Below are 25,431 nucleotides of genomic sequence, written 5' to 3'. Positions count from 1 at the left end.
GCTATCCACACGTGGGTGAAGCACTTCGACGGAGGGGCAAGGGTGGGGCGGTTCGTTCCGGGCAGGCCGGGCCGGCTACCCGGCGTACGGGTCCGGCACGTTTCCGGGCCGGGCCAGGAACTCGAAGTCGCATCCGGTGTCGGCCTGGGTGATCTGTTCGGAGTACAGGGCGCCGTAGCCGCGCTCGTAACGCGCGGGCGGCGGCGTCCACTCGGCCCTGCGGCGCTCCAACTCCTCGTCGTCCACGTGGAGTCGGAGAGTGCGGTCCTCGACGTCGAGGGTGATCGGGTCGCCCGTGCGCACCAGCGCCAGCGGTCCGCCGACGTGGCTCTCGGGGGCGACGTGCAGCACGCAGGCGCCGTAACTCGTGCCGCTCATGCGGGCGTCGGAGATCCGGACCATGTCCCGCACGCCCTGCTTGAGCAGGTGATCGGGGATGGGCAGCATGCCGTACTCGGGCATTCCGGGTCCGCCCTTGGGGCCGGAGCCGCGCAGCACGAGCACACTGTCGGCGGTGATGCCGAGCGAGGGATCGTTGATGGTGCGCTGCATGGTCCGGTAGTCGTCGAAGACGACGGCGGGGCCGGTGTGCTTGAGCAGGTGCGGCTCGGCGGCGATGTGCTTGATGACGGCGCCGTCCGGGCAGAGGTTGCCGCGCAGCACCGCCACGCCGCCCTCGTCCGCGACCGGGTTGCCGCGGGGCCGGATCACGTCGTCGTCGTGCACCTGCGCGCCGGCGATCTGCTCGCGCAGGGTGTCGTACGACACCGTCGGCCGGTCCAGGTGGAGCAGGTCCGGGATGCGGGAGAGGAAGCCGGGCAGGCCGCCGGCGAAGTGGAAGTCCTCCATGAGGTACGTCCGGCCGCCGGGGCGGACGTTGGCGAGGACCGGGACGGTGCGGGCGATGCGGTCGAAGTCGTCGAGGGTGAGCCGGACACCCGCGCGGCCCGCCATGGCGATCAGATGGATCACGGCGTTGGTGGAGCCGCCGAGCCCGAGGACGGTGGTGACCGCGTCCTCGAACGCCTCGCGGGTCAGGATCTCGCTCAGTCTCCGGTCCTTGCGGACGAGTTCGACGATGGTCATGCCCGCCCTGGCCGCCATCCGGTCGTGCCCGGAGTCCACGGCCGGGATGCTGGAGGCGCCGGGGACGGTCACTCCGAGGGCCTCGGCGGCGGCGGTCAGCGTGGAGGCCGTGCCCATGGTCATGCAGTGGCCGGGCGAGCGGGCCAGGCCGCTCTCCAGCTCGGCCATCTCGCAGTCGCCGATCAGGCCGGCCCGCTTGTCGTCCCAGTACTTCCACATGTCGGTGCCGGAGCCGAGGACCTCACGCCGCCAGTGGCCGGGCAGCATGGGCCCGGCGGGCACGAAGACGGTGGGCAGGTCGACGCTCGCCGCGCCCATCAGGAGGGCGGGGGTGGACTTGTCGCAGCCGCCCATCAGGACGGCGCCGTCGACCGGGTAGGAGCGCAGCAGCTCCTCGGTCTCCATGGCGAGCATGTTGCGGTAGAGCATCGGGGTCGGCTTCTGGAAGGTCTCGCTGAGCGTGGAGACCGGGAACTCCAGCGGGAAGCCGCCCGCCTGCCACACCCCGCGCTTGACCGCCTGGGCGCGGTCGCGCAGGTGGACGTGGCAGGGGTTGATGTCGGACCAGGTGTTGAGGATCGCGACGACCGGCTTGCCCAGGTGCTCCTCGGGCAGGTAGCCGAGCTGGCGGGTGCGGGCGCGGTGGCTGAAGGAGCGCAGGCCGTCGGTGCCGTACCACTGGTGGCTGCGCAGGTCCTCCGGGCGCCTGTCGCCCGGCCGGGCAGTCATATCGACCACCCGGCGGCGATGGCGGCGACCTCGGCGCGTTCGCTCTCCGGCAGCGGCTTGCTCGGCGGGCGCACGTCCCGGCGGCACAGGCCGAGCGCGGCGAGAGCCTCCTTGACGACGGTGACGTTGTTCGCGGACCCGTTGGCCGCGCGCAGCTCCTCGAAGCGGCGGATCCGCTCCCAGACCTTCATCGCGGCCGGGTAGTCGCCGGCCCTGAGCGCCTCAAGCATGCTGACGGAGACGGCCGGGGCGACGTTGACCAGGCCGGACGTGAAGCCGGTGGCGCCGGCGGAGAAGTAGGAGGGGGCGTAGGGCTCGGCGAGGCCGGCGACCCACACGAACCTGTCCAGGCCCGCGTCGCGGGCGAAGGCGCCGAAGCGGCTGGCGTCCGGTACGGCGTACTTGACGCCGATGACGTTCGGGCAGGCGTCGGCGAGTTCGGCCAGGCGGGCGCCGGGGAGCTGGGCGTTGCGGATGTAGGGGACGACGCCCAGCTCGGGCACGGCCTCGGCGATCGCGCGGTGGTAGTCGACCCAACCGCCCTGGGAGACGTAGGGGTGCACGGGCTGGTGGACCATGACCATCTGCGCGCCCAGCTCGTGGGCCTGCCGGGCGGAGGCGACCGCGGTGGGCACGTCGTGGCCGACGCCGACCAGGATGTTCGCCCGGTCCCCGGTCTCCTCGACGGTCATCTCGGTGACCTGCTGCCGCTCCTCGGGGGTGAGGGCGTAGAACTCGCCGGTGTTGCCGTTGGGCGTGAGGGTCGTGATGCCGCCGTCGAGCAGACGGCGCAGCAGGGCCCGGTAGGTGACGCTGTCGACGCCGCCGTCCTCGGTGAACGGGGTCACCGGGATCGCCACCACGTCGGCCAGGGCCGCCCGCTGGGTCTCGAACGCCGTTGTCATGCCTGACCGTCCTCTCCCTGGGCCTTCGACTCCGCTGAGGGAAAGGCCCGTTGCACGAACGACGCGATGTGGGCGTGGAGGGCGCGGGCCGCGCCGTCGGCGTCGCCCTCCAGGGCGAGCCGCAGGATCTCCCGGTGCTCGGTGGCCTCCCGGTCCCAGGAGGGGTCGGCGGACCAGGCGACGGCGGAGACGAGGGCGGCCTGGTCGCGGACCTCGTCGAGCATCCGGCCGAGCAGCGGGTTGCCACAGGGCAGGTAGAGGGCGCGGTGGAACTCGCGGTTGGCGAGGGAGCGTTCGGCGGTGTCGGCGGCCTCGGCGGCCTGCTTCAGCGCGTCGCGGGCGGCGTCCAGGGTGGCGCCGCGGCGCACCGAGCGCCTCAGCGCCTCCGGCTCCAGCAGCAGCCGCACGTCGTAGACCTCGCGTGCCATGTCCGCGTCCACTTCGCGCACCGTGACGCCCTTGTACTGGTTCATCACGACCAGTCCGGTCCCGGCCAGGGTCTTCAGCGCCTCGCGCACCGGTGTCTTGGACACCCCGAACTGAGCGGCGAGTTCGGTCTCGACCAGGGCCTGACCTGGCGTCAGCCGCCCGGTGAGGATGCGGTGTTTGATCCCTTCCAGTACGACCTGCGTACGGGAGGGGATCGGCGTGGGCACAGAGGTCATGCGCGCCTCTCGGATCTCGTCGATCACATCACGGCTCGGATCGCGAGTTCTGATCTCGCGTATCGCGTCTCATATATGACGTACGAAGTACGACGCGATGAAGGTAAGAGGGGCACGGGGTTTCGTCAATGCCTCCGACACGGGAAATCGCGCCGAGGAACGGCGGGTGCGGGGCACGCGAACTCGGCAATGGGTGGGGGGTGGTGAGGCGCTTCGGGCGTTCGCCTTCGCGATGCGGTTCGGCGGGGATGTCGACGGCCGGTAGGCCGGCCACGGACCGTCGAGGAGCGTGCGCACGACCTGTGGGCCTGCCTCCGTGCCATGGGTGACAACGCACGTGGCAGGGCTGTCTCGCGCGGAGATTGGGCGCCGAGCGGCAAGCGGCAAGAAGAAGCCCCGCGAACGCTGCGTGCGGTCGCGGGGCGTGGGGTCCGGGATCACGGCGGCCGAAAGCGTGTGCCGCCGCAACTCCGGTCAGATCGGCTCGTGTTCGGACTGATGCTTGCCGGCCCTCGGCCGTTCAGGGCTTCCAACCGGGATCGCGGCCGCTCAGGCCCACTGCCCGGTCGAGCAGCGGGGCGTCCTCGGGGACGGGGACGACGAGTCCGAACGGGCCGTTGCCGCGGTTCGGTTCGTCGGCTGCCGCGCGCAGGAAGCCGTACGACGCCCGCAGTGCGGTGGGGTCGGGCTCGTAGTCCTGGCCGGTGGCGCGGGCCAGGTCCCAGCCGTGGATCACCAACTCGTCGGCGGCCACCGCCCCGGCGACCTGGCCCGGCAGGTCCACGCCGCCTGCACGGGTCATGCCGGTCCAGGCGGCCGGGTCGCGCCAGACCTCGGCGAGCTCGTCGAGGGCCTTGGGCAGCTCCTCGCGCCAGCCGGGGCCGAGGTCGGGCGCGGCGGCGTCGGGGCTGGTGTCAGTCGTGACGCCCAGGTCCTTGCGGCCCGCGTCCCGGAAGGCCACCGCCAGGCCGATCAGGTGTCCCAGCAGGTTGCGCACCGCGTAGTCCGGGCACGGTGTCACCGCGCCGAGCTGCTCCTCACGCACACCCTCGGCAAGCCGCGCCACGAGACGGGCCTGCGGACCGAGATCAAGGATCGTGTCGGTCATCGCTCCTCCACTCTTGCTCTTACGTACAGGAGGTGGACCGCCGCCGCCCCCAAAACTCATCGCCCACACGACACGGCGACCTGCCGGCCGGGACCCCATCAACGCGGACCGCCCGCCACGAACCGCCCCGGAACGGGACCGCCGTCACCCGACCGCGTCCCGGCGGCGCGACCCACGGCCCTCGGCGGACTCCGCCCCGGCCAGAACTCGACACCCACGCCCTGGCCTCCGGCCCGCACCGACGCAAGCCACCCGCCACGGACGAACTCCCCCCACCACCCGCCCAGCCGTGCGCGACCACGCCTCAGTCGCATGACCGGCGAGGACCGGCCGCCACGAGCCGTCCCGGAACGGGACCGCCGGAACCCGACCACGCCCCGGCGGCGCGATCGACGACTCCTGGTACAACCCCGTCCGACCGGAACTCAACACCCACGCTCAGGCCCCCGGTCCCACCACTCGCCACCCGTCCACACCCCCGTGACATGACCCACGACCACCAGCGGATTGTCCGCCGGGCGGGCCCGGGCTCTACGGCACCTGACGGATCCGTGGGGTGGGGCCTTAGGGTGACGATCGGGCGGTATGACGACTGAATGGACCCTGGTTCGGGTGCTGCGGAACCGCGCGGCGGGGCTGTGTCTGGCCGCTGTGGTGGTCTCCGGTTTCGGCACGTCGGCGCTGTGGCTGGCCTCGGGGGTGTGGGTCAAGGACCTCACCGGCTCGAACGGGCTGGCCGCGCTGTGCCTGCTGGCGATGTGGGCGCCCACCCCGGCCGGCCCGGTGCTCGGCACGCTCGCCGACCGCGTCCGCCGCGGCCCCCTGCTGATCGCCGCGAACCTGCTGCTGGCGGCGCTCCTGCTCGCCCTCCTCACCCTCGACTCCCCCGGCCGCGTCTGGGTGCTGTACGGGGTGCTCTTCCTCTACGGCGCCACGGGTGTCGTGGAGGACGCGGCGCAGTCGGCGCTCGTCGCCACCGCCGTCGACCCGAAGCTGCTCGGCGACTTCAACGGGCTGCGGATGACCGCCAACGAGGGCATGAAGCTGCTGGCCCCGCTGGCGGGCGCGGGCCTGTACGCGGCGTACGGCGGCCGCTGCGTGGCCCTGCTCGACGCGGCCACGTTCCTGCTCGCCGCCGGCCTGTACGCACTGCTGCGGGTCCGTGAGGACAAGCCCCGCCGGCCCGAGGGCTCCTGGCGCACGCAGACCGCCGAGGGCGCCCGCCACCTGTGGTCCCACCCGCGGCTGCGGCCCCTGGTACTGGCCGGCGGCGCCACGATGCTGTGGACCGGGGTGAACGGCGCGCTGGTCTACGCCGTCGTCGACGGCCTCGGCCGCGCGCCCGCGTACGCCGGGGTGCTGTACGCCGTCCAGGGCGCAGGCTCGGTCGCGGTCGGCCTCGCCTCCGGGACGGCCCTGCGCCGCCTGGGCGGCCGCCGCTTCGCGGCCTGCGGCATCGCCCTCACGGCCGTCGGCGTGGCCCTGCGCGCGATCCCGTCCGACCCGGTGGCCCTGATGTGCAGCGCGGCGATCGGGGCGGGTCTGCCCTGCGTACTGATCGCCGCGCTCACCGCGGTCCAGCGCGAGAGTCCGGCACAGTTGCTCGGCCGTGCGACCGCCACCGCCCACACCCTGCTCTTCGTGCCCAACGTCCTCGGCCTGGCCGCGGGTGCCGCCCTGGTCGGCGCCGTCGGCCTCCCCGTGCTGCTGACCGTCCTGGGCCTGGGACTGCTGGTGGCGTCGGGGGCGTTGCTTCACCGGCCCGCGAGCGCCGAGCGCGCCTCCGCCAAGTCGCCGTCCGACGCCAACCCGGCGTGATAGAGCCGCAGTTCCGTCGCCCCCAGGTCGCATGCCCGGGCGACGTCCCGGCCCAGGGTGCCGTGGCTGCCGCCCATGCCGGAGACGATCGTGAAGTTGGCGGCCAGGACGGCGCCCGGACGGCCCTGTTCGGCGAACGGGGTCAGCGGGCCGGAACCGCCCGTGCAGGGGACCACCACGCCGTCCGCCACGGACAGGATGTGGGCGGGGTCGACACCGGCGTTGGCGCCGCAGTGGTAGGACACCGGGTCGGCGTGCAGAAGGACCTGGAAGCCGTCGGGGGCCGCCGCGCGGACCGCCGCGACCGCCGCCTCCTGGAGGGTGCGGGCGGTGCGGTCGCGCCATGCACGGGTGGTGTCCGCCCTGGTCTCGCCGAGCAGTTTCACCACGCCGGCCCAGCCACCGTCGGAGGGCGCCCCCTGCCACACCGGTTCCAGCGCGCTCCGCACTGCCCGCGCCAACTCATCCGGTTCGAGGCCCTGTTCGCCGTAGCCGGCACGGCAGGCGGGGCAGAAGCACAGGGACATCAGGTACTGCCCGGCGTCCCCGAGACCCACCCCGGCGGTCTTGTCGTGGGCGTGCAGATGGGCGAGCCCGTACCAGCCGAGGGACTCCAGCTCGGTGCCGCGCGCCCCGGGCCGGACGGCCGCCTCGGCGGCCAGTTCGGTCAAGTACGCGCGCGTGGCGGGCTGGGCGACGCACGGCGCCCACGGGTAGCGGTCGCCGTAGGCGTTGACGACGGAGGTGTCCGGATGCTCCGCGCCCAGGCGGGAGTTGTGCGCGAGGACGACCCAGGTGTGCACCTCCAACCCGGCCTCGGCCAAGGCCGCCGCCGCCTCGCCGTACGCGTCGCCCGGCGCCCAGTCGCCGGCCGGGTACGGGCGCAGCGTCCGGCCCTCCCAGCGGTCGTCCACCGGGTACAGCGCGGCGGCGTGCTCGGCGGTGACCACGCGGTGGCGCGGGTGGCGGGGGGTCAGCGCGCGCGTGGAGTGGTAGGCCGCGGCGAGCGTCACCTGCTCCACTCCGAGGGCGGCCAGGCGGCCGGGCGCCTCGGGGTCGCCGTTGACGTCCCAGGGGTAGACGAAGGCCGAGGTCTTCACGCTTCCTCCTCGTCGAGCAGCGCGCGGCCACGCTCGATCAGCCGGGCGGGTGCACGTTTCTGGGCAATGTCCATGTTCATGAACGCGATCACGTTAGGAGCCCCCATTCGGGCAGGTCAAGCGCGCAAACTGGCAACACAGGAGCGGATTTCGCGAGTTCACGACACACTTGACGGGGTACGGACACTGTTCATAGCGTGTCCATCCATGTGAATCGTGTCCACACATAGGACCGACCCGTGCAAGGAGACCGAGGATGCCCGCTCCCCGCACCGTTCTGCTCACCGGCGCCGCCGGCGGGCTCGGCACCCTGATGCGGGGCCTGCTGCCCGAGTACGGCTACGAGCTGCGCCTGCTGGACATGCGGCCCATCGAGGGCGAGCCGGACGCGATCGTCGCGGACCTCTCCGACCGGGACGCCCTGCGCGAGGCCGTCCGGGGCGTCGACGCGGTCGTCCATCTCGCGGGCATCTCCCTGGAGGCCCCCTTCGAGAAGGTCCTCAAGGCCAACATCGAGGGCACGTACCACCTGTACGAGGCGGCCCGCGAGGAGGGCGTGCGGCGGATCGTCTTCGCCTCCTCCAACCACGTGGTGGGCCACACCCCGCACCCCGGCCCCGGCGAGCCACTCCTGCCGATCGAGACCCCGCGCCGCCCGGACACCTTCTACGGCCTGTCCAAGTCCTTCGGCGAGGACCTCGCCCAGCTCTACTGGGACAAGCACGGCCTGGAGACCGTCTCGGTGCGCATCGGCTCCTGCTTCCCCGAGCCGACCAGTGTGCGGATGCTCTCCATGTGGATGAGCCCCGCCGACGGCGCCCGCCTCTTCCACGCGGCCCTGACCGCCGAGAACGTGGGCCACACCGTCGTCCACGGCGCCTCCGCCAACACCCGCCTGTGGCTGGACCTGACCAGCGCGCGGGCGCTCGGCTACGAGCCGCGGGACGACTCGGAGCAGTACGCCGAGAAGCTGATCGCCGAGCAGGGCGAGCTCGACCCGGACAACAAGGCCCATGTGTACATCGGCGGCCCCTTCGTGACGGACCCGCCCATCTGGCCGTACTGACCCGGCGGAAAATCGACGCAGCCGAGGGCGGGCGGGCACCGAACGGGCCCGCCCGCTCTCGTATTCGGGCATCGATGCTGCCCGTTCCCACGCCCCGGAACACCCCCCTGCAGGTCCGAGGCGGGCACCGCCCGAGCCGAACGGGCGTAAACGGACAGGAGCGAGCCCAAAACAAGCCTGGTCAGAACCGCGCACCCGCTGTAGAACATCCGGCAAGGGCCGCACCGGGCCCGAACGGGCATCGAAACCAGGAAGCGGGTGGTCGACCCATGAGCCACGGGACGGCCGAGGAGCGCCAGCGCGAAATCGTGCGGTTGGCGCGTGCCACCGGATCGGTCGACGTCACCGCGCTCGCCGCCGACCTGGGCGTGGCCAAGGAGACCGTACGACGGGACCTGCGCTCCCTGGAGGACCACGGTCTGGTGCGCCGTACCCACGGAGGCGCCTACCCCGTGGAGAGCGCCGGCTTCGAGACCACCCTGGCCTTCCGCGCCACCAGCCACGTACCCGAGAAGCGCCGGGTGGCGACCGCCGCCGCCGAACTGCTCGGGGACGCCGAAACGGTCTTCGTCGACGAGGGCTTCACCCCGCAGCTCATCGCCGAGGCCCTGCCCCGGGACCGGCCGCTGACCGTGGTCACCGCCTCCCTGCCGGTCGCGGGCGCGCTCGCCGAGACCGGCACCATCTCCGTGCTGCTGCTCGGCGGCCGGGTCCGCTCCGGCACCCTCGCCACCGTGGACCACTGGACGACAAAAATGCTGTCCGGTTTCGTCATCGACCTGGCGTTCATCGGCGCCAACGGCATCTCCCGCGAGCACGGTCTGACCACGCCCGACCCGGCGGTCAGCGAGGTGAAGGCGCAGGCGGTCAGGGCCGCGCGCCGGGTGGTGCTCGCGGGCGTCCACACCAAGTTCGGGGCGGTCAGCTTCTGCCGGTTCGCCGAAGTCGGCGCGTTGGAGGCGATCGTGACGAGCACCCTGCTCCCGGCGACCGAGGCACACCGCTACTCCCTGCTCGGGCCGCAGGTCATCCGGGTCTGACCGCCGAGTCGCCCGGCACCCCGCTGAACCTCACCCTCCACCCGCCCCGCGAGGCGCTCTCGTCACCCTCAAGTCCCCATTAGTGTCAACATCTCCTGGAGTACCCATGCGAACCCAGAGCCGACGTTCGCCACGGACCCTCTTCGCCGCGGCGGCGGTAGGGACGCTGATCGCTCCGCTCGCCGCCTGCTCGGGCGCCGGCGGGTCCGGATCCGCCGGCGACAGCTCCGTCAACGTCCTGATGGTGAACAATCCGCAGATGGTGGAGCTGCAGAAGCTGACCGCCGCCCACTTCACCAAGGACACCGGCATCAAGGTGAACTTCACCGTCCTGCCGGAGAACGACGTCCGCGACAAGATCAGCCAGGACTTCGCCAACCAGGCCGGGCAGTACGACGTCGCCACCCTGAGCAACTACGAGATCCCGATCTACGCCAAGAACGGGTGGCTGCACCCCCTGGACGCCTACGTCGAGAAGGACACCGCCTTCGACCAGGCCGACATCCTCCCCCCGATGACCCGGGCGCTCACCGCCCAGGACGGCAAGCTGTACGGGGAGCCGTTCTACGGCGAGTCCTCCTTCCTGATGTACCGCAAGGACGTCCTGGAGAAGGCGGGCTTGACCATGCCGGACAAGCCCACCTGGAAGCAGGTCGCCGATCTGGCCGCCAAGATCGACGGCTCCGGCATGAAGGGCATCTGCCTGCGCGGACTGCCGGGCTGGGGCGAGGTCATGGCACCGCTGACCACGGTGGTGAACACCTTCGGCGGCACCTGGTTCGACAAGGACTGGACTGCACGCCTGGACTCCAAGGAGTTCAAGGAGGCCACCCAGTTCTACGTCGACCTGGTCCGCAAGCACGGCGAGGCCGGTGCCGCTCAGTCCGGCTACGCGGAGTGCCTGAACAACATGACCCAGGGCAAGACGGCCATGTGGTACGACGCCACCGCCGGAGCGGGCTCCCTGGAGGCCGACGGCTCTCCGGTCAAGGGCAAGATCGGCTACGCCCCGGCCCCGGTCGAGAAGACCGACGGCTCGGGCTGGCTCTACACCTGGGCGTGGGGCATCCAGAAGGCGTCCAAGAACTCCGAGAACGCCTGGAAGTTCATCTCCTGGGCCTCCAGCAAGGACTACGAGAAGCTCGCCGGCGAGAAGGCCGGCTGGTCCAACGTCCCGGCCGGCAAGCGTGCCTCCACCTACGACATCCCGCAGTACCGCAAGGAGGCCGCCGCGTTCGCGGACGTCACTCGGGACGCCATCGCGAACGCCAAGCCCGAGGACCCGGGCGTGCAGCCCCGTCCCGCGCCCGGCATCCAGTTCGTCGGCATCCCCGAGTTCACCGACCTGGGCACCAAGGTCTCCCAGGAGATCAGCTCCGCCATCGCCGGACGCCAGTCGGTGGACAGCGCCTTGAAGAAGGCCCAGAAGCTCGCCGAGGCCGTCGCCCAGAAGTACGAGGGGTCATGACCCTGACGTCACCGGCCCGCGCCGCCGCCGTCTCCGGACGGCCGGCGGCCCGGCGCCCGAACCGCATGCGTGCCTGGGCCACCCGGGCGCCCCTGCTGCCGGCGCTGCTCTTCATGATCGTCGTCACCCAACTGCCCTTCGTGGCCACCCTGGTGATCTCGTTCCTCGACTGGAACGCGCTCTACCCCGACCGGCGCCACTTCGCCGGATTCGCCAACTACGGCGAGGTGCTGAGCGACCCCGAGCTGCGCAGTTCGGTGTGGACGACCATCCTGCTGACCGTCACCGTGGTGCTGGTCAGCCTGCTGCTCGGCCTGCTGCTGGCGCTGCTGCTCGACCGCCGCTTCCGCGGCCGGTCCGCCGTGCGCACCATGCTCATCGCGCCGTTCCTGCTGGTGCCGGTCGCCGCCGCGCTGATGTGGAAGCACCTGCTGTTCAACCCGGAGTACGGGCTGTTCAACGGCATCCTGCACGCCATCGGCGGGGACGGGGCGGTTCAGCCGGACTGGATCTCCGAGATGCCGCTGATGGCGGTGGAGGCCGCGCTGATCTGGCAGTGGACCCCGTTCATGATGCTGATCCTGCTGGCCGGACTGCAGAGCCGCGATTCACAACTGCTCGAGGCGGCCAGGATGGACGGGGCGAGCGACTGGCAGATCTTCGTGCACATCACCCTGCCGCATCTGCGCCGCTACCTCGAACTCGGCGTCCTGCTCGGCTCGATCTACATCGTGCAGAACTTCGACGCGGTGTTCACCATCACCTCCGGCGGCCTGGGCACCGCGAACCTGCCGTACACGATCTACCAGACCTTCTATCAGGCGCACGAGAACGGCCTCGCCTCCGCGGCCGGCGTCATCGTCGTGATCGGCTCGATCATCCTGGCGACCTTCGCGCTTCGCGTGGTGTCGTCGCTGTTCCGTGAGGAGGTGTCCCGCTGATGGCCACCGCCACCACCGCCCCGCGGTACGGCAAACCGCGCGGCCGGTTCCGGGGTGCGGCCCTGGGCGTCGTCGCCTGGCTGGCCGGACTCGTGTTCGTGCTGCCCCTGCTCTGGATGGTACTGACGTCCTTCCACTCCGAGGCGGACGCGGCGACCAACCCGCCGTCGGTGGCCGCCGCGCTGACGTTGGACGGCTACCGGCAGTTCTTCGGGCTGACCGGCGGGGCCAGTCCCTGGCCCGCGCTGATCAACTCCACGACCGCCTCGCTGGTCTCCACCCTGCTGACCCTCCTCCTCGCGCTGCCCGCCGCGTACGCGCTGTCCATCCGGCCGGTGAAGAAGTGGACCGACGTCCTGTTCTTCTTCCTGTCCACCAAGATGCTGCCCCTGGTGGCCGGTCTGCTGCCGATCTACCTGTTCGCGAAGAACACCGGCCTGCTCGACAACATCTGGGCGCTGGTCATCCTCTACACGGCCATGAACCTGCCGATCGCGGTCTGGATGATGCAGTCCTTCCTGTCCGAGGTCCCGGTCGCGATCATCGAGGCCGCCCAGATCGACGGCGCCCGGCTGCCGACCGTGCTGGGCCGCGTGGTCGCCCCGATCGCCCTGCCCGGCATCGCGGCGACCGCCCTGATCTGCTTCATCTTCAGCTGGAACGAGCTGATGTTCGCGCGGGTCCTCACGGGTGTGGTCGCCGAGACCGCCCCCGTGTTCCTCACCACCTTCATCACCAGCCAGGGCCTGTTCCTGGCCAAGGTGTGCGCCGCGTCGCTCGTCATCTCCCTGCCGGTGCTCGCCGCGGGGTTCGCCGCCCAGGACAAACTGGTCCAGGGCCTGTCGTTGGGAGCCGTGAAATGAAGGCCGCCGTCATCGAGTCCGTGGGCCGCGCCGTCGTCACCGAGGTCCCCGACCCGACGCCGGGGCCGCGCGAGGTCGTCGTCGAGGTGGCGGCCTGCGGGCTGTGCGGCACCGATCTGCACATCCTCCAGGGCGAGTTCGCGCCCAAGCTGCCGATCGTGCCCGGGCATGAGTTCGCCGGCCAGGTGGCCGCGGTCGGCACGCAGGTCACGGAGGTGTCGGTCGGCGACCGGGTGGCGGTCGACCCGTCGCTGTACTGCTACGAGTGCCGCTACTGCCGCGACGGGCACAACAACCTGTGCGAGCGGTGGGCCGCGATCGGCGTGACCACCGCGGGCGGCGCGGCCCGGTACGCCGTGGCCCCGGTCGCCAACTGCGTCAAGCTGCCCGAGCACATCCGCACCGAGGACGCGGCCCTGATCGAGCCGCTGTCGTGCGCGGTCCGCGGCTACGACGTGCTGCGCACGCGCCTCGCCTCGCACGTGCTGATCTACGGCTCCGGAACCATGGGCCTGATGATGCTGGAACTGGCCAAGCGGACCGGCGCGGCCGGCGTGGACGTGGTCGACGTGAACCCGGCCCGCCTGGAGACGGCCCGGCAGTTGGGCGTGTCGGCGTCCGCGGCGAACGCGGACGAGCTGGACCGGCCGCAGGGCTGGGACGTGGTGATCGACGCGACCGGCAACGCGGCGGCGATCCAGGACGGCCTGGACCGGGTGGCGAAGGCGGGTACGTTCCTCCAGTTCGGGGTGGCCGACTACGCGACCCGGGTGATGATCGACCCGTACCGGATCTACAACCAGGAGATCACCATCACCGGCTCCATGGCGGTGCTGCACAGCTTCGAGCGGGCCGCGGAGCTGTTCGCGGCCGGGGTGCTGGACCCCGAGGTCTTCATCAGTGACCGGATCCCGCTGGAGCGGTACCCGGAGGCTCTGGAGCAGTTCGCGTCCGGGGTGGGGCGGAAGATCCTGGTCGTGCCGTAGCGAGAACCGGCCACGGCCGGCGAGGGCGCTTCACCGCTTCACCCGTCTGCCGGGTAAGGGAACGGTAAAGCGCCTTCGGTCGTTACCTCCCACATGACAGCTATGACCCCCGGCTCGAACATCCCTCTGCCCGCCGCGTGTGTGGCGGTGGACGTCGCCGCTCCGGTGCGGCTGGACGTATCGGGCCTGCTGCTCACCGCCGACGGCAAGGTGCGCTCGGACGACGACTTCATCTTCTACAACCAGCCGTCCGGGCCGGGCGTGACCTACCGTTCGGGCGGCGGCGGCGCGCCCGACGCGATCATCGTGGACACCACCGCGGTGCCGCCGGGCATCGAGAAGATCGTGGTCACCGCCAGCCCGGACGCCGCCGGGCAGACCTTCCAGGGCATCGAGCCCACGGCCACCATCCGCGACGCGGACAACGGCTCGCCGCTGGCCACGTTCACCCCGCCGCGGCTCGGTACCGAGACGGCGCTGGTGGTCGTGGAGATCTATCTGCGGGGCGGCCAGTGGAAGGCGCGGGCCGTCGGCCAGGGGTACGCCGACGGACTCGCGGGCATCGCCACCGACTTCGGCGTGACCGTGGAGGAACCGGCCCCCGCTCCGGTGGCCCCTCCGCAACCGGTCGTCCCGCCCCAGCCACTCACCCCGCCGCCCCCGGCGCCCGCCGCCCAGCCCCCGGCCGCCCCTCCGGTTCCCCCGGCCCCGCCGGCCGCCGTCCCCACTCCCGGTGCCGGGAAGGTCAACCTGGACAAGGGCCGGGTCAGCCTCCAGAAGAACCAGACCGTGTCCCTGGTCAAGGGCGGCCGCCCACTGCTCGCCCGGGTCAAGATGGGCCTCGGCTGGGAACCGGCGTACCACGGCGCCGACATCGACCTGGACGCCTCGGTCATCGCCTACGGCCCGCAGCGCAACCACATCGACAGCTGCTACTTCGGCAAGCTCACCATCCTGAACGGCGCCGTGAAGCACTCCGGCGACAACCTCACCGGCGAGGGCGCGGGCGACGACGAGGTGATCGTGGTCGACCTCGGGCGTCTGCCCCAGGAGGTGTCCGGCCTGGTGTTCACCGTGAACTCCTTCTCGGGCCAGAAGTTCACCGAGGTGGCCAAGGCCTACTGCCGCCTGGTGGACGCCACCACCGAGGAGGAGCTGGTCCGCTTCGACCTCACCCACGCCGAGCCGCAGACCGGGGTGATGATGGCCAAGCTCATCCGGCAGTTCACCGGCGAGTGGGAGATGACGGCCATGGGCGACTTCGTCAAGGCCCGCACCGTACGGAACATGGTGAAGCCTGCGGCCCAGGCGCTGTAGGACAGAATTCGCCTGTCGCAGTCATTTCACCGGAGGATGAACCACAGATGATCACGCTGACGAAAGAAGACGGCCCGGCGGACCTCGACGGGGTGACCCACATGTCCATCGGCGTGTCCTGGGACCCCACCGGCGGTACCTCCGGCGGGGTGATGGGCGTGCTCCGCCGCAAGATGGGCACCGACCTCGACCTGATCGCCGTCGCCATGCAGGGCGCGGATCCGGTGCGCCTGGCGGGCCTGGACTCGCTGGACCCCATGGGCAACGGCTCGCTGCTGCACAGCGGCGACAACCAGACCGGCCGGGGCGACGGCGACGACGAGACGGTGACGGTCGAGTTCGCCCGGATACCGCAGAACATCACCTCGATCGTGTTCATCGCCTCGGCCTTCAAGAAGGGAAGCTCCTTCCAGAAGGCGCGCAACATCAGCTTCAAGGTGTACGACGCGACCGGGGGCACCTCCCAGCAGGTCGCCGACATCTGGCCGAGCCTGCTCACCCAGGACAACGGCTGCGCCGTGGCCAAGGCCATTCGGGTCGGCGGCTCCTGGAAGCTCGAGGTGATCAACGAGACGGGGAAGATCAAGCAGGGCGACGAGCACGCCCTGATGCGCTTCGCCGTCAGCAAGTGACGCAACGCGGCACATGACCAGACGGCCGCGGCCCGCACGCTGGGCGCGGGTCGCGGCCGGTCCATGACCGCGGGACCCGTACCCACGGGGGGAGAGGGTGGCCGCCCCGGCCGGGGTCCGCGGCCGCGCGGGCGTACGCTCCGCCGCGCGGGCGGCCGCCGAACGCGCCGTGTTCCCCCGCCTCCGGCGCCGCCCGACGTGCCGCCTGCCCGGGTCTGCCGCTCAACCGCCGTGCGCGGAGCGGGCCTTGAACGCCGCCTTGCGTGCTTCCTTGGCGGTCCTCTTGTCCGGGTGCAGCCGTCCCATCGCCTCCAGCACGTCCGCCGTCTGCGGGTGGTCCACCCGCCAGGCCGCCGCGAAGAAGCCGCTGTGCTGCTCGGCGAGCCCCTCGACGAGGGCGTGCAGCTCCTCGGAGTCGCCCTCGGCCGCCAGTTGGGCGGCCACCGTGTCGATGGTCAACCAGAAGATCATCTCCTGGGACGGCGGCGGCACGTCGGCCAGACCGCGCTCGGTCAGCCAGACCCGGGCAAGACCGCCCAGTTCGGCGTCGTCGAGCACCTCCCGCAGCGCCGGTTCGGCCTCGGCTCCGACCAGGGACAGCGCCTGCTGGCAGCGCAGCCGCCGCAGCGGCGCTCCCGCGTCCGTGCCGCGCGCCGCGGCGAGCAACTCCCGTGCGGCAGACAGAGGTTCGCGGCTCGCCAGCCACCGCTCGGTCTCCGCGTGCGTGGCCGCCGGGGGAAACCCGGCGGTGCCGTCGAGCAGCACGTCGGCGCCCTTGTCCGCGAGTTCGCCGATCACCGGCGCCCGGCAGCCGGCCTCCAGCAGCCGGGCCCGCAGACCGTGCAGTCCGAGCGGGGTCAGTCGCACCATGCCGTAGCGGGCGACGTCCACCTCCTCGACCGGCGTCGACGGCTCGTTCTCGGCGTCCGTCATCAACTCCTCGTCCACCGGCCGGTACTCGACCAGGCCCGCAGGCTCCAGCAGCCGGAACTGGTCGTCCAGCCGCATCATCGCCTCGGAGACCTGCTCCAGTATGTCGTTGGTGGGCTCCCCCATGTCGCTGGGCACGATCATGGAGGCGGCGAGCACGGGCAGCGGCACCGGACCGCCGCCGGACCCGTCCGAGCCGGCCGTCAGCCGGTAGAGGTTGGCGAGCACCCCGTCGAGGAACTCCGCCTCCGCCTCGGGGTCCCAGTCCAGTCCGGACAGGTCGACCGCGCCGCCCCGGCCCACCGCTTCGACCAGCGCGTCTGGATCGGGCACGCTCGCGTCGGCCAGCACGCCCTCGAGGGCGTTCGTCCAGACCGCGAGCACGTCGTGCGGGGAGCCGCCGGTCAGCAGGGCCAGGTCGGGGCCGGGCGCGACGGCGCCCTCGTCCTCGTCGACGATGCGGACGAGCCCGATGTCCAGGGCGACCCGCCAGGCCTCGCTCGCCCCGGCCGCCGCGCCGTCGCCGCTCAGGCCGAGCGCCTCGGCCGCGGCGGGCATTTGCTCCTCGGCCAGCGCGCCGTCGGCGTCGACCCGTGTCCCGTCTCCGGCCCAGCGCGCGAGCCGCGCGGCGCGGGACAGCAGCGGGGTGGCGAGCGCGTCCCGGGCCAGCTCCGGTTGGGAGGCGAGCAGCACCGGCGGGAACGAGGACCTGTCTGACATCGGCTGGTTTCTCCTAGCGGACCGGGGCCCGGAGGGTGGGAAGCCCACGGGCCGGTAAGTCTGACGACTCAACCGCTCAGCCTAGACGGATTTCGACCCATCCCGTTCGGTTCACCTTCCGTCACGTTCTGTACATGACCGAAACTCGACTACGACAGCGTGCACGTCAACGCGGAGTTCCACGACCAGACCAGCGACCACGACCCGCAGGTGCTCCGGTTCCACCCGTAACACCCGCGTGTCCTGAGGACGGGGTCGGCGGCCGTCAGGCGCAGACCCCGTCCAGCCATTCCCGCCAGGCCACTTCGTTGGCCTTGGCGTCGGCGTCCGGCGCGAAGTCGTGGACGCTGACGCCGACCGGGGCGCCCCAGTGGTTGCGGCCGAAGAGGCGGATGAGGGCGTCGTCGGTGCGCAGCCCGATGAAGTACGGGCTGCGGTAGTCGAGCACGGCCTCGAACGTCCGGGGCCCCTGGACGGTCACGCGCGCACCCGTGGCCGTGTCGTCGGTGAGCCCGAGGGCCCGGCCCACGGCCGTGAAGGCGTCGGGGGCGGTGGACGCCTCCGGGCCGTCCAGGGTCGCGAAGGCCACCGGGCGCGGCGCGAAGTGCGTCAGGTACTCGCGCAGGGTGTGCATATAGAAGTCGGTGTGCTTGTTCGCGCCGTCGTACTGGTTGTCCCAGTCGTCGGTGAAGACGCCGCTGTGCACGTACCGCACCCAGGCGCGGCGGCCGCCGTCGCGCGGTTCGATGGTGTGGTCGAGCTGGTTGAGCGACTGGACCGGGAACCCGACGTCCTCGCTGCGGTTGGTGTAGCGGTGCGGCGGGTCCCAGGCGGTGACCGTGGACCCGAAGGGTCCGGCGCCGCCCACCCGGGGCTCCGGCGGCTCCATCGGCCACAGGTATCCACCGGTACCGGTCGTGATCGCCTCCCACACCTCCTGGGGGGTGGCGTCGACCTCAAACTCACGGACGATCTCGAATTCCTTGGACATGACGGGCTCCTGCTCGGTGACGGTCCGGGGGGACTGGGCTGTTACTGGGCTTCGGGTTCCACGGCGGGCGCGGCCCTCTCCTTCACCGTGGGGTGGAAGGCGACGACGATCCGGTGGTCGCGTCCGCCCTCGGCGTCCGGGGCGTCGTACTTGCGGATCAGGGCGGTGACGCCCACCGTCAGCTCCTCGACGAACGCGGCCCGGTCGGCGGCCGAGGCGAAGCGGACCTCGCCGTCCAGCGCGTAGGTCGCCAGCCGCTTGCGGGCCTTGGCCGCGCCGGTGATCAGCGAGCCGACGTCGCGCACCAGCCGGGCGCCGAGGGCGAGCAGCCAGCGCGCGGAGAGCTGGTCGCGGAAGCGGTCCGGGTCGGGCTGCACGGAGGCCAGGGCCAGCGGGGAGATGACGTACGACGCGGCGGTGGCGCGCATCAGCCGCTCGGTGACGTTGCCCTTGCGGCGCTCGCCGGCCAGCTCGACCAGCCCGTGCCGCTCCAGCGTCTTGAGGTGGTAGTTCACCTTCTGCCGGGGCAGGCCGACCGCACCGGCCAGCATGGCGGCCGAGGCGGGGCCGGCCGCCAGCTCGGCGAGCAGCCTGGCCCTTATGGGATCCAGGGAGACGGCTGCGGCCTCGGGGTCCTCGATCACGGTGACGTCCAGCATGGGATCCACCCTCCCACCGAAAACTTTTTTTGTCCAGACGGTTCGACTTTTCGGTGGGCCGGTGCGTCGGTCGCCGGGCGCACGGGAAGGCCGCCCCCACCTCTCGGGTGGGAGCGGCCTTCAGGAAGCCGGTGGTCCCGACGTGGCGTGCTCCCGGTGTGCCGTTTCCGGACCGGGCGGCCTCAGCGGCGGCGGCTGCGCCGGATCAGCAGTCCGGCCGCGACCAGCGCCGCACCCGCCGCGAGCGCGATCACCAGCGGGCGCGGGTTGCGGCGGTACGCCTCGACCGCGTTGCTCACCGGGGCGGAGTGCCCGGCCCGGGTCGCCTGCTCCTGGACCGTGTGCCCGGCGCGTATGGCCCGTTCCTGAACCGTGTGGCCCGCCCGCGAGGCCCGCTCCTGGACGGTGTGCCCGGTCCGGCTCGCCCCCGCCTGGGTCCGGTGGCCGGCATGGCTGGCCTTCTCCTGGACGACGTGCCCGGCGTGCGCGGCGGAGCTGCGCAGCTGGACCGTCAGGGCGCCGGCCTTGTCCATCAGGTCGGCCGCGCGGGCCTTCGCCCGGCCCTTCACATCCGCCTTGGCGGCCAACTCCTCGACAGTGTCGCCGAGTTGGCTCCTGGTCTGTTCGATCTGCCACCTCAGCTCATCGGGGCCCTTCGCGCCCGCCGGCGGAGTGGCGCCGCCGTCCCCCTGTGTCCTGTCCGTCATCGGTGGTGTGCCCTTTCCTTGATCGCTTCGACGTCCGCCTTGACGCTGCCGAGCATCTCCTGCGGTGTGGGCGGTGCGGCGCGGCGCAACTGGGCACGTCCGACGACGGCCAGCACGCCCGCAACCACGAACAGCACGGCCGCCACGATGAGCGCCGCGGACCACACGGGCAGCGCCAGCGAGAGGGCGGCGGTGGCCGCGCCGGCGAGCACGATCAGCCCGACATAGCCGACGGCGCCCGCCGCGCCGAGCAGTCCGCCGCCGCGTCCCATGCGGCGCCCCTTCTCGGTCAGCTCCAGCTTGGCCAGGGCCATTTCCTGCCGTACGAGCTGGGAGAGCTGCTCGGTGGCCCGGTGGACGAGTTCACCCACCGAGTGCTCGCCCTCCGCAGGCACAGTCGGTGAACGGTCGCCCACTGACGGTTCGGCCGGCAGGCGTTCGGCCACCGGGCGTTCAGCCGGTGAACGGTCGTCCGCCGAGCGGTCACGCACTGGGCGGCGCTGGTCGCGCGCAGGCCTCACATCGATCGTCCCGGTCACGGTGTCCGCCTCCTCTCGGTCCGGACCATCCGGGTACCCCGGGACCTCTGCGATTACCCCTGGCCCGTACCGCCGGGCCCGCGCTCGCCGAGCCGGGCCAGCTGGGTCTGGAACCAGTCGAGGCGTGCCTGCAACAGGGCGGCCTCCGCGACGAGTTCGGGCACCCCGAGCCCTTCGGGCCCAGCGAGCGGCCCGGCGGGCGATCCGGTCGCGGCAACCGCCGCGGCGACCGGTGCCGACCCGCCGTCGCCCGCCACGACCCGCAGCCCGTCCCCGGCCAGCCGGGCGAAGCCGGCGGGCGTCACGGACGTACGGCCGCGCAGGCAGCCCGCGCAGACGGCGGTCAGCGCGCGCCAGCCGGGCCTGCCCCAGCCCGCGTCGGCCAGGGCGGAGGCGGGCGCGCCGCACGCGCACGGGCCGACCGCCGCCGTGCGCACCCGCTGGCGGGCGTAGCGGAAACCGCGTTCGTAGCGGATGTAGGCGCCGAGGACGGAGACCTCCAGCAGGACGGCACTGCGGTGTTCGGCCGTGCACAGCAGGGCCTCGGCGGCGGCGCGTTCGTGCACGCAGTGGAATCCGCAGTCGCACAGACGGGCCGGTGGCCGGTGCCGGCGGCCGTAGACGCAGGCCGCGTCCGCGACGACGCCGTACGGCAGTGCGCCGCCGAGCGACACACCGGTGAAGTGGACCCGGGTGCCGTCGTGGGACAGCACCGGGTGGGCGATCTTGTATCCGGTCGGCGGCTCCGTGGGGCGTTCCGCGGGCAGCCGCAGCCTCATCGGGCGGCCGGAGCCTCTTCGGGCGTGGCGGCGGCCCGCGGTTCCTGGATCCGCTGGATCTCCTGGACCGCCTCGGGGAGTCCGGTCTCCTCCTCGCGGGCCGGCGACCGCTCCTCCGCGACTCCGGTGGCCAGTGCCTTGCCGAGCTTCATGACGCCTCCCGTGCCTGCACGTCGGTGACCTCCTGCCCATGGTGACGCATGACGGGCGAGTTGGACACAGGGCACCATCGCTCCAGCTCTGCTTACGGATATCCGGTAGAGGAATTAAGTGGAGCTTCACGGTCGCCCTGTCGACACTGCTTCCATGACGACGACCACAGCCACTCCCGCCCCTCCCTTCGGCCGCGCCCTGTGCGCCATGATCACGCCCTTCACCGACTCGGGCGCGCTCGACCTCGACGGTGCCCAGCGGCTCGCCGACCGGCTGGTGACCGAGGGCTGCGACGGCCTCGTGCTCAGCGGTACGACGGGCGAGTCGCCGACCACGACGGACGCCGAGAAGTCGGCGCTGGTCCGGGCCGTTCGCGAGGCGGTCGGGGAGCGCGCCTCGATCGTGGCGGGCGTGGGCACCGCCGACACCCGGCACACCGTCGAGTTGGCGCTGGACGCCGAGAAGGCGGGCGCCGACGGGGTGCTGGTGGTGACGCCGTACTACAGCAGGCCGCCGCAGGACGCTGTGGAGGAGCACTTCCGCACGGTGGCGGACGCCTCCGGGCTGCCGGTGGTGCTCTACGACATTCCCGGCCGCACCGGCACGCGCATCGAGCCGGACACCATGCTGCGGCTGGCCGCGCACCCCCGGATCGTGGCGGTCAAGGACTGCTCGTACGACTTCCTCGGCACCCAGAAGGTTCTGTCCCGCACCGAGTTGGCGTACTACGCGGGCTGCGAGGAACACATCCTCGCGCTGTACGCGGTGGGCGGCACCGGATACGTCAGCACGGTCGCGAACCTCGTCCCGCGCCGACTGCGCTCGATCCTCGACGCGTTCGACGCGGGCGACACCGCCCGGGCCGCCCGGCTCCAGCAACAGGCCACCGAACTGATCGAGTCGACGATGTCCGCCGGCCTGCCCGGCACGGTCACCGTCAAGGCCCTGCTGAACGACCTGGACCTGCCCGCAGGCCCGGTCCGCGCCCCCCTGTGCCCCGCCGACCGCAAGACGACCGACGGGCTGCGGGCAGCGTACGAACGACTGCGGGCGGCGTGATCCCCACGCACGTCCGCGTCTTGAGGTGACGTCAGTTGTGGTCGCAGTTGCCACTCGTTCCGTGTCCCACCGTTTCTGTTCGCTGGGGTCCGGTAGACGCTCTAGTCAGGGCCGAAGCCCGTTTCGCGGATACCTGCGGACACCCCCGGACCAAGATCGGACAACTCGTAATGCGTAGGTCGGGTTCGACTCCCGAAGGCGGCTCCGCCGAAAGCCCAGGTCAGCGTTTCGCTGACCTGGGCTTTCTCTTGGCCTCGGGGGCGCTATCTGCGGCGTAGAGGGATGAGTTGTGCGAAGGCGCGTAAGACCGCTGCTCGTTCTGTCGGGCCGGTTCCCCGTGTGGCGATGGTGAGGGCGAGCAGGAAGGTGATGGCGAGGACGACGATGATGGCGAGCAGGACCTGGGGCGTTCCGGCGGCGAGTTGCAGGATGATCGTGGTCACGGCGGTTCCTCCGATGGCAGGCCAGAGTTGACGGGGCAACTTCGGGGCTGCCGGGAAACCAACCAGCGGAAGAAGGACACCGGTCGGATGGAACGGCGTAGCGGCTGGAACGGTGTATCCGTATCCGCGGTGCCGCATCCGAACAGGGCAGAGGCAGTGGCTGGTCCCGGCTAGCTCACGGGGGACTGCAGTCCATTCGTTTCCGGAAGGCGCACATGGCCACCACTCCCTGAGATCGGATCTCTACGGATCCACACGGCACCGACTCGTACCGCTCACCCTCACGATGCCCTGTCCTCTGGCTTCGGCACCCTGAGTGGGGTGGATTCGTTGCGAGGCCGTTACGGGCGGGCCGGGAGCTGGGGGTCGGGAGTCGAGGCGGCCAAGGTCAACCTCGGTTCCAGAACCCGACCGCAGAGTCCGGGCAGAATTGGCGGGTCCGCGACTTGCGATGAGTCCGAGACAATCGATGGGCGGCGCCCCGTCGGCTTGACTCGGCCATTGAGACTCCACCGACCTCAGGGTGCCATCTGGACGGGGGTCTGCGGACACTCGCGATCCGACCTAGCGGTGCGGGAAGGTGGCCACGCTGCGCAGGACAGTTCCGATCAAGAAGAGGACGATCCCCACTAGGAGCAGTTCCAGCGAGATACCTCCCAACAGCGAGCCACCGTCCGACGCCATGAGGAAGAACACGCAGATACAGAAGAAGCCACTCCCCGAAAGGATGTGGCCGAGCCGTGGGCCACAGGGCGCAGGGCCCGGCCTCGCTCCCATGGGTGGATCCAGCCGGTGGCGCTAGAGGCTCTTAGGCCCCAGCCCTTCGGGCCAGCCTTCGGCGACGAGCTCGTCCGTCGTCTTCCTGTCCGGGTAGCCGCCCTGTGCGCCGAGGTGGCCGCAGGCGGAGGTCGCCGATGCCACCGCGGCCCGCAGCGCCGCGAGCGGGTCCGCGCCGGACAGGGAGCGTGCGATGTAGACGCCGGCCAGGCAGTCGCCGGCGCCGGTGGTGTCGACGATCCGTTCCGCGGGCGGTGGCGCGACGGCGATCCGGCCGGAACTGGTCATCAGCGCTGCCCCTCGTAAGCCCCGGGTGCAGACCACCGACTTCAGACGGTGCCGAGCGGAGAAGGTGCGTAAGTCGCCTATCGATTCAGTGGCCTGCTCGTTGAGGAAGACGACCTCCGCCCCGTGCAGGGCCGGAGCGAGGGCTTCCGTACCGTGCGCGAGCGCGGCGGGCTCCAGGTCGATCGACATCCTGATGCTGGTGGCCCGTGCCCGCTCCGCGAGCACCGCGGCGGCCCCCGGGTGCAGACACGAGGTGTGGATCCAGTCGACGCCGTCTAGGTCGGCGTCGCGCAGCCGCTCCGGCGGCGGATACTGCGACACGGACGAGGTGTAGACGAGCCGCTTCTCCCCGTCGTCGGCGAGCGTGCACACGGAGACCGCGGTCATGCCCGGCGTCGTGGTGACTCCCATGACGTCAACGCCCTTCGCCGCGAGGAACTCCGTCGCGTAGGCGCCGAGCACATCGTCTCCCACGACGGCGAGCAGAGCCGTGGCGACGCCCTGTCGGGCGCAGGCGACCGCCGAGTTCGCGGCCACTCCACCGGCGCTCACCAGGTTCTCGAACGCGTGCGTCTTCTGGTCTGCGTCGGGGTGGTGGGGAACGCGCAACGCCACATCGAAGGCGATGTCTCCGCAGAACAGGGCCGTGGCCGTCATGCCGGGTCCCCTCGTCGTGTCCTCGTCGGGCCGGAGTCAGGTACCTACCCGGCCCCGCTCGTCGACACGCTCCGCCGTGCCCGGGCCAGAGGCTGACACGGAGCCCTGGCTTTTAGGGACCCTGAGCCGGGCCGTCTGTGGGCCGTCCGAGGGCGGCCGACGACGACAGTTGCCGACGGCTCTTCCTCCTACTCAGAGACGGTGCTTCGGGTACCGGCGCAGGTGCCGATCAGTGAAGCAGAGTTACGGCAAGATGGGGTGTTTCTTACAGGTTCGTGCGCCCCAAATGTGGTTCTCAGATCTTCCCCGTGACCACTCGGATACGGTGGCCCAGCACCCGTCCGAAGACGGCTGTGAAGTGCGGGTGAAGGGGCGGCCAGTCGACGAACTGGAAGCCCAGGTGGGCGAAGGCGAAGTAGTCGCTGGCCCACTCCCAGTCGGGAAGTGGCGTGCGATGAGCGCAAGCCGGGCAGTCAAGATCGGCGGCGCCCGTGGAGTACCAGGTGTCGATGGCCGCGCCGGACCAGGCGGTGGTGGCGCTTCGGCAGCGGGGGCAGATCGCGGAAGGGGAATCGCCCTGGCCGGCGAAGAAGACCGTACGACCCGTAACGACCTGCAGCTCGTCGCCGGGCTCCTCCTCCAACTCCTTGATCCGGGCACGCCAGTCCCAGGGAGCCAGGTCGACGGCCTCCCGCCAGCGCGGCCCGGCCAGATACGCCCCACCGTCCTGCCACGGCACCGGACGGATGAAGCCTTCCGCCTCCAACCAGTTCCTGCCACGCTGACCCCACGCAACCGCCTCCTCCGCTGAGGCGTCCAGGTCCACGACCGTCTGCCGGTAGGTGCCCACAGCCTTCCCCCCTCGCACGGTGCAGTCGACCTGAACTCCTCATGCGGTGCTCAGGGCTGATCTCGCCCAACGTACGAGCGCCCTCCCGGGCCGTCCTGGGGCCGTGGAAGGGCGCTCAGCGATGACCAACGCCGACAGATGCCGACAGCTCGACA

25 protein-coding genes are annotated in these 25,431 nt (G+C 71.5%); 10 read left to right on the top strand and 15 right to left on the bottom strand.

Annotation, left to right across the window (positions count from 1 at the left end; translation table 11 throughout):
• Positions 1-75 precede the first annotated feature (75 nt).
• The 4 genes from araD to ACIQFZ_RS20105 form a co-directional block, all read right to left on the bottom strand.
• Positions 76-1,815: an L-arabinonate dehydratase gene (gene araD, locus ACIQFZ_RS20120; RefSeq protein ID WP_402691809.1), complete on the bottom strand. Its 1,740-nt coding sequence runs from the start codon at positions 1,813-1,815 to the stop codon at positions 76-78.
• Positions 1,812-2,720, bottom strand: a complete 909-nt coding sequence (locus ACIQFZ_RS20115) for a dihydrodipicolinate synthase family protein (protein WP_402691808.1) — start codon at positions 2,718-2,720, stop codon at positions 1,812-1,814. Before ACIQFZ_RS20115 ends, araD begins: the two co-directional genes overlap by 4 nt.
• Positions 2,717-3,385, bottom strand: a complete 669-nt coding sequence (locus ACIQFZ_RS20110) for a GntR family transcriptional regulator (protein ID WP_365777018.1) — start codon at positions 3,383-3,385, stop codon at positions 2,717-2,719. Before ACIQFZ_RS20110 ends, ACIQFZ_RS20115 begins: the two co-directional genes overlap by 4 nt.
• A gap of 520 nt (positions 3,386-3,905) precedes the next feature.
• Positions 3,906-4,493, bottom strand: coding sequence for a TIGR03086 family metal-binding protein (locus ACIQFZ_RS20105; RefSeq protein WP_383057394.1), 588 nt, complete (start codon positions 4,491-4,493; stop codon positions 3,906-3,908).
• Between the two features lie 585 nt (positions 4,494-5,078).
• Here ACIQFZ_RS20105 and ACIQFZ_RS20100 point away from each other — a divergent pair.
• Positions 5,079-6,311: an MFS transporter gene (locus tag ACIQFZ_RS20100; RefSeq protein WP_402691807.1), complete on the top strand. Its 1,233-nt coding sequence runs from the start codon at positions 5,079-5,081 to the stop codon at positions 6,309-6,311.
• Here the strand turns inward: ACIQFZ_RS20100 and ACIQFZ_RS20095 are convergent.
• Positions 6,248-7,411: a hypothetical protein gene (locus ACIQFZ_RS20095; RefSeq protein ID WP_402691806.1), complete on the bottom strand. Its 1,164-nt coding sequence runs from the start codon at positions 7,409-7,411 to the stop codon at positions 6,248-6,250. The two genes, ACIQFZ_RS20100 and ACIQFZ_RS20095, sit on opposite strands and share 64 nt — an antisense overlap.
• A gap of 256 nt (positions 7,412-7,667) precedes the next feature.
• Between ACIQFZ_RS20095 and ACIQFZ_RS20090 the strand changes: the two genes are divergently transcribed.
• From ACIQFZ_RS20090 to ACIQFZ_RS20055, 8 genes are all read left to right on the top strand, one after another.
• Complete coding sequence (locus ACIQFZ_RS20090; protein WP_365420913.1) at positions 7,668-8,477, top strand: NAD(P)-dependent oxidoreductase; 810 nt, start codon at positions 7,668-7,670, stop codon at positions 8,475-8,477.
• A 269-nt stretch (positions 8,478-8,746) separates the two neighbouring features.
• Entirely contained in the window at positions 8,747-9,517 is a 771-nt protein-coding gene (locus ACIQFZ_RS20085) for a DeoR/GlpR family DNA-binding transcription regulator (RefSeq protein WP_225074110.1), read from the top strand.
• A 106-nt stretch (positions 9,518-9,623) separates the two neighbouring features.
• Positions 9,624-10,985 (top strand): sugar ABC transporter substrate-binding protein, encoded by a 1,362-nt coding sequence (locus ACIQFZ_RS20080; RefSeq protein WP_365420915.1) that lies wholly within the window; start codon positions 9,624-9,626, stop codon positions 10,983-10,985.
• Positions 10,982-11,926, top strand: a complete 945-nt coding sequence (locus ACIQFZ_RS20075) for a carbohydrate ABC transporter permease (protein ID WP_402691805.1) — start codon at positions 10,982-10,984, stop codon at positions 11,924-11,926. Before ACIQFZ_RS20080 ends, ACIQFZ_RS20075 begins: the two co-directional genes overlap by 4 nt.
• Positions 11,926-12,789, top strand: coding sequence for a carbohydrate ABC transporter permease (locus ACIQFZ_RS20070; RefSeq protein WP_383057382.1), 864 nt, complete (start codon positions 11,926-11,928; stop codon positions 12,787-12,789). The genes ACIQFZ_RS20075 and ACIQFZ_RS20070 overlap by 1 nt, the downstream gene beginning before the upstream one ends.
• Positions 12,786-13,775 carry a zinc-dependent alcohol dehydrogenase family protein gene (locus ACIQFZ_RS20065; protein WP_365420924.1) on the top strand — a complete coding sequence of 330 codons (990 nt, stop codon included), beginning with the start codon at positions 12,786-12,788 and terminating at the stop codon, positions 13,773-13,775. Before ACIQFZ_RS20070 ends, ACIQFZ_RS20065 begins: the two co-directional genes overlap by 4 nt.
• Before the next feature lie 102 nt (positions 13,776-13,877).
• Positions 13,878-15,092 (top strand): TerD family protein, encoded by a 1,215-nt coding sequence (locus ACIQFZ_RS20060; protein WP_402691804.1) that lies wholly within the window; start codon positions 13,878-13,880, stop codon positions 15,090-15,092.
• Between the two features lie 47 nt (positions 15,093-15,139).
• Entirely contained in the window at positions 15,140-15,724 is a 585-nt protein-coding gene (locus ACIQFZ_RS20055; RefSeq protein WP_225074115.1) for a TerD family protein, read from the top strand.
• Between the two features lie 222 nt (positions 15,725-15,946).
• Here the strand turns inward: ACIQFZ_RS20055 and ACIQFZ_RS20050 are convergent, their stop codons facing one another.
• The 7 genes from ACIQFZ_RS20050 to ACIQFZ_RS20020 form a co-directional block, all read right to left on the bottom strand.
• Complete coding sequence (locus ACIQFZ_RS20050; protein WP_365420927.1) at positions 15,947-17,374, bottom strand: hypothetical protein; 1,428 nt, start codon at positions 17,372-17,374, stop codon at positions 15,947-15,949.
• 265 nt (positions 17,375-17,639) lie between these two features.
• A complete protein-coding gene (locus tag ACIQFZ_RS20045; protein ID WP_365420930.1) occupies positions 17,640-18,365 on the bottom strand; it encodes an SRPBCC domain-containing protein in 726 nt (241 codons plus the stop codon).
• Positions 18,366-18,406: 41 nt separating this feature from the next.
• The gene (locus ACIQFZ_RS20040) at positions 18,407-19,024 is read right to left on the bottom strand and encodes a winged helix-turn-helix domain-containing protein (RefSeq protein ID WP_365420933.1); all 618 of its coding nucleotides are present in this window, start codon (positions 19,022-19,024) and stop codon (positions 18,407-18,409) included.
• Between the two features lie 182 nt (positions 19,025-19,206).
• Complete coding sequence (locus tag ACIQFZ_RS20035) at positions 19,207-19,731, bottom strand: DUF3618 domain-containing protein (protein ID WP_383057378.1); 525 nt, start codon at positions 19,729-19,731, stop codon at positions 19,207-19,209.
• The gene (locus ACIQFZ_RS20030) at positions 19,728-20,126 is read right to left on the bottom strand and encodes a phage holin family protein (protein ID WP_365777013.1); all 399 of its coding nucleotides are present in this window, start codon (positions 20,124-20,126) and stop codon (positions 19,728-19,730) included. Before ACIQFZ_RS20030 ends, ACIQFZ_RS20035 begins: the two co-directional genes overlap by 4 nt.
• Positions 20,127-20,323: 197 nt before the next feature.
• Positions 20,324-21,049 (bottom strand): hypothetical protein, encoded by a 726-nt coding sequence (locus ACIQFZ_RS20025; protein WP_402691803.1) that lies wholly within the window; start codon positions 21,047-21,049, stop codon positions 20,324-20,326.
• Entirely contained in the window at positions 21,046-21,201 is a 156-nt protein-coding gene (locus tag ACIQFZ_RS20020) for a hypothetical protein (protein WP_365420942.1), read from the bottom strand. Before ACIQFZ_RS20020 ends, ACIQFZ_RS20025 begins: the two co-directional genes overlap by 4 nt.
• Before the next feature lie 154 nt (positions 21,202-21,355).
• Here ACIQFZ_RS20020 and dapA point away from each other — a divergent pair, with 154 nt between their 5' ends.
• Complete coding sequence (gene dapA / locus ACIQFZ_RS20015; protein ID WP_402691802.1) at positions 21,356-22,261, top strand: 4-hydroxy-tetrahydrodipicolinate synthase; 906 nt, start codon at positions 21,356-21,358, stop codon at positions 22,259-22,261.
• A gap of 263 nt (positions 22,262-22,524) precedes the next feature.
• Here dapA and ACIQFZ_RS20010 read toward each other — a convergent pair whose 3' ends face one another.
• From ACIQFZ_RS20010 to ACIQFZ_RS20000, 3 genes are all read right to left on the bottom strand, one after another.
• Entirely contained in the window at positions 22,525-22,704 is a 180-nt protein-coding gene (locus ACIQFZ_RS20010) for a hypothetical protein (RefSeq protein WP_402691801.1), read from the bottom strand.
• Between the two features lie 798 nt (positions 22,705-23,502).
• Positions 23,503-24,426, bottom strand: coding sequence for a carbohydrate kinase family protein (locus ACIQFZ_RS20005; RefSeq protein WP_402691800.1), 924 nt, complete (start codon positions 24,424-24,426; stop codon positions 23,503-23,505).
• 295 nt (positions 24,427-24,721) lie between these two features.
• Positions 24,722-25,276: a hypothetical protein gene (locus ACIQFZ_RS20000; RefSeq protein ID WP_402691799.1), complete on the bottom strand. Its 555-nt coding sequence runs from the start codon at positions 25,274-25,276 to the stop codon at positions 24,722-24,724.
• Positions 25,277-25,431 lie beyond the last annotated feature (155 nt).

The sequence above is a fragment of the Streptomyces sp. NPDC093064 genome, from assembly GCF_044754605.1.
GTDB lineage: Bacteria > Actinomycetota > Actinomycetes > Streptomycetales > Streptomycetaceae > Streptomyces.
The sequence above is the reverse complement of the archived record's forward strand: the minus strand, read 5'-3'. Positions and strand labels throughout refer to the sequence as shown.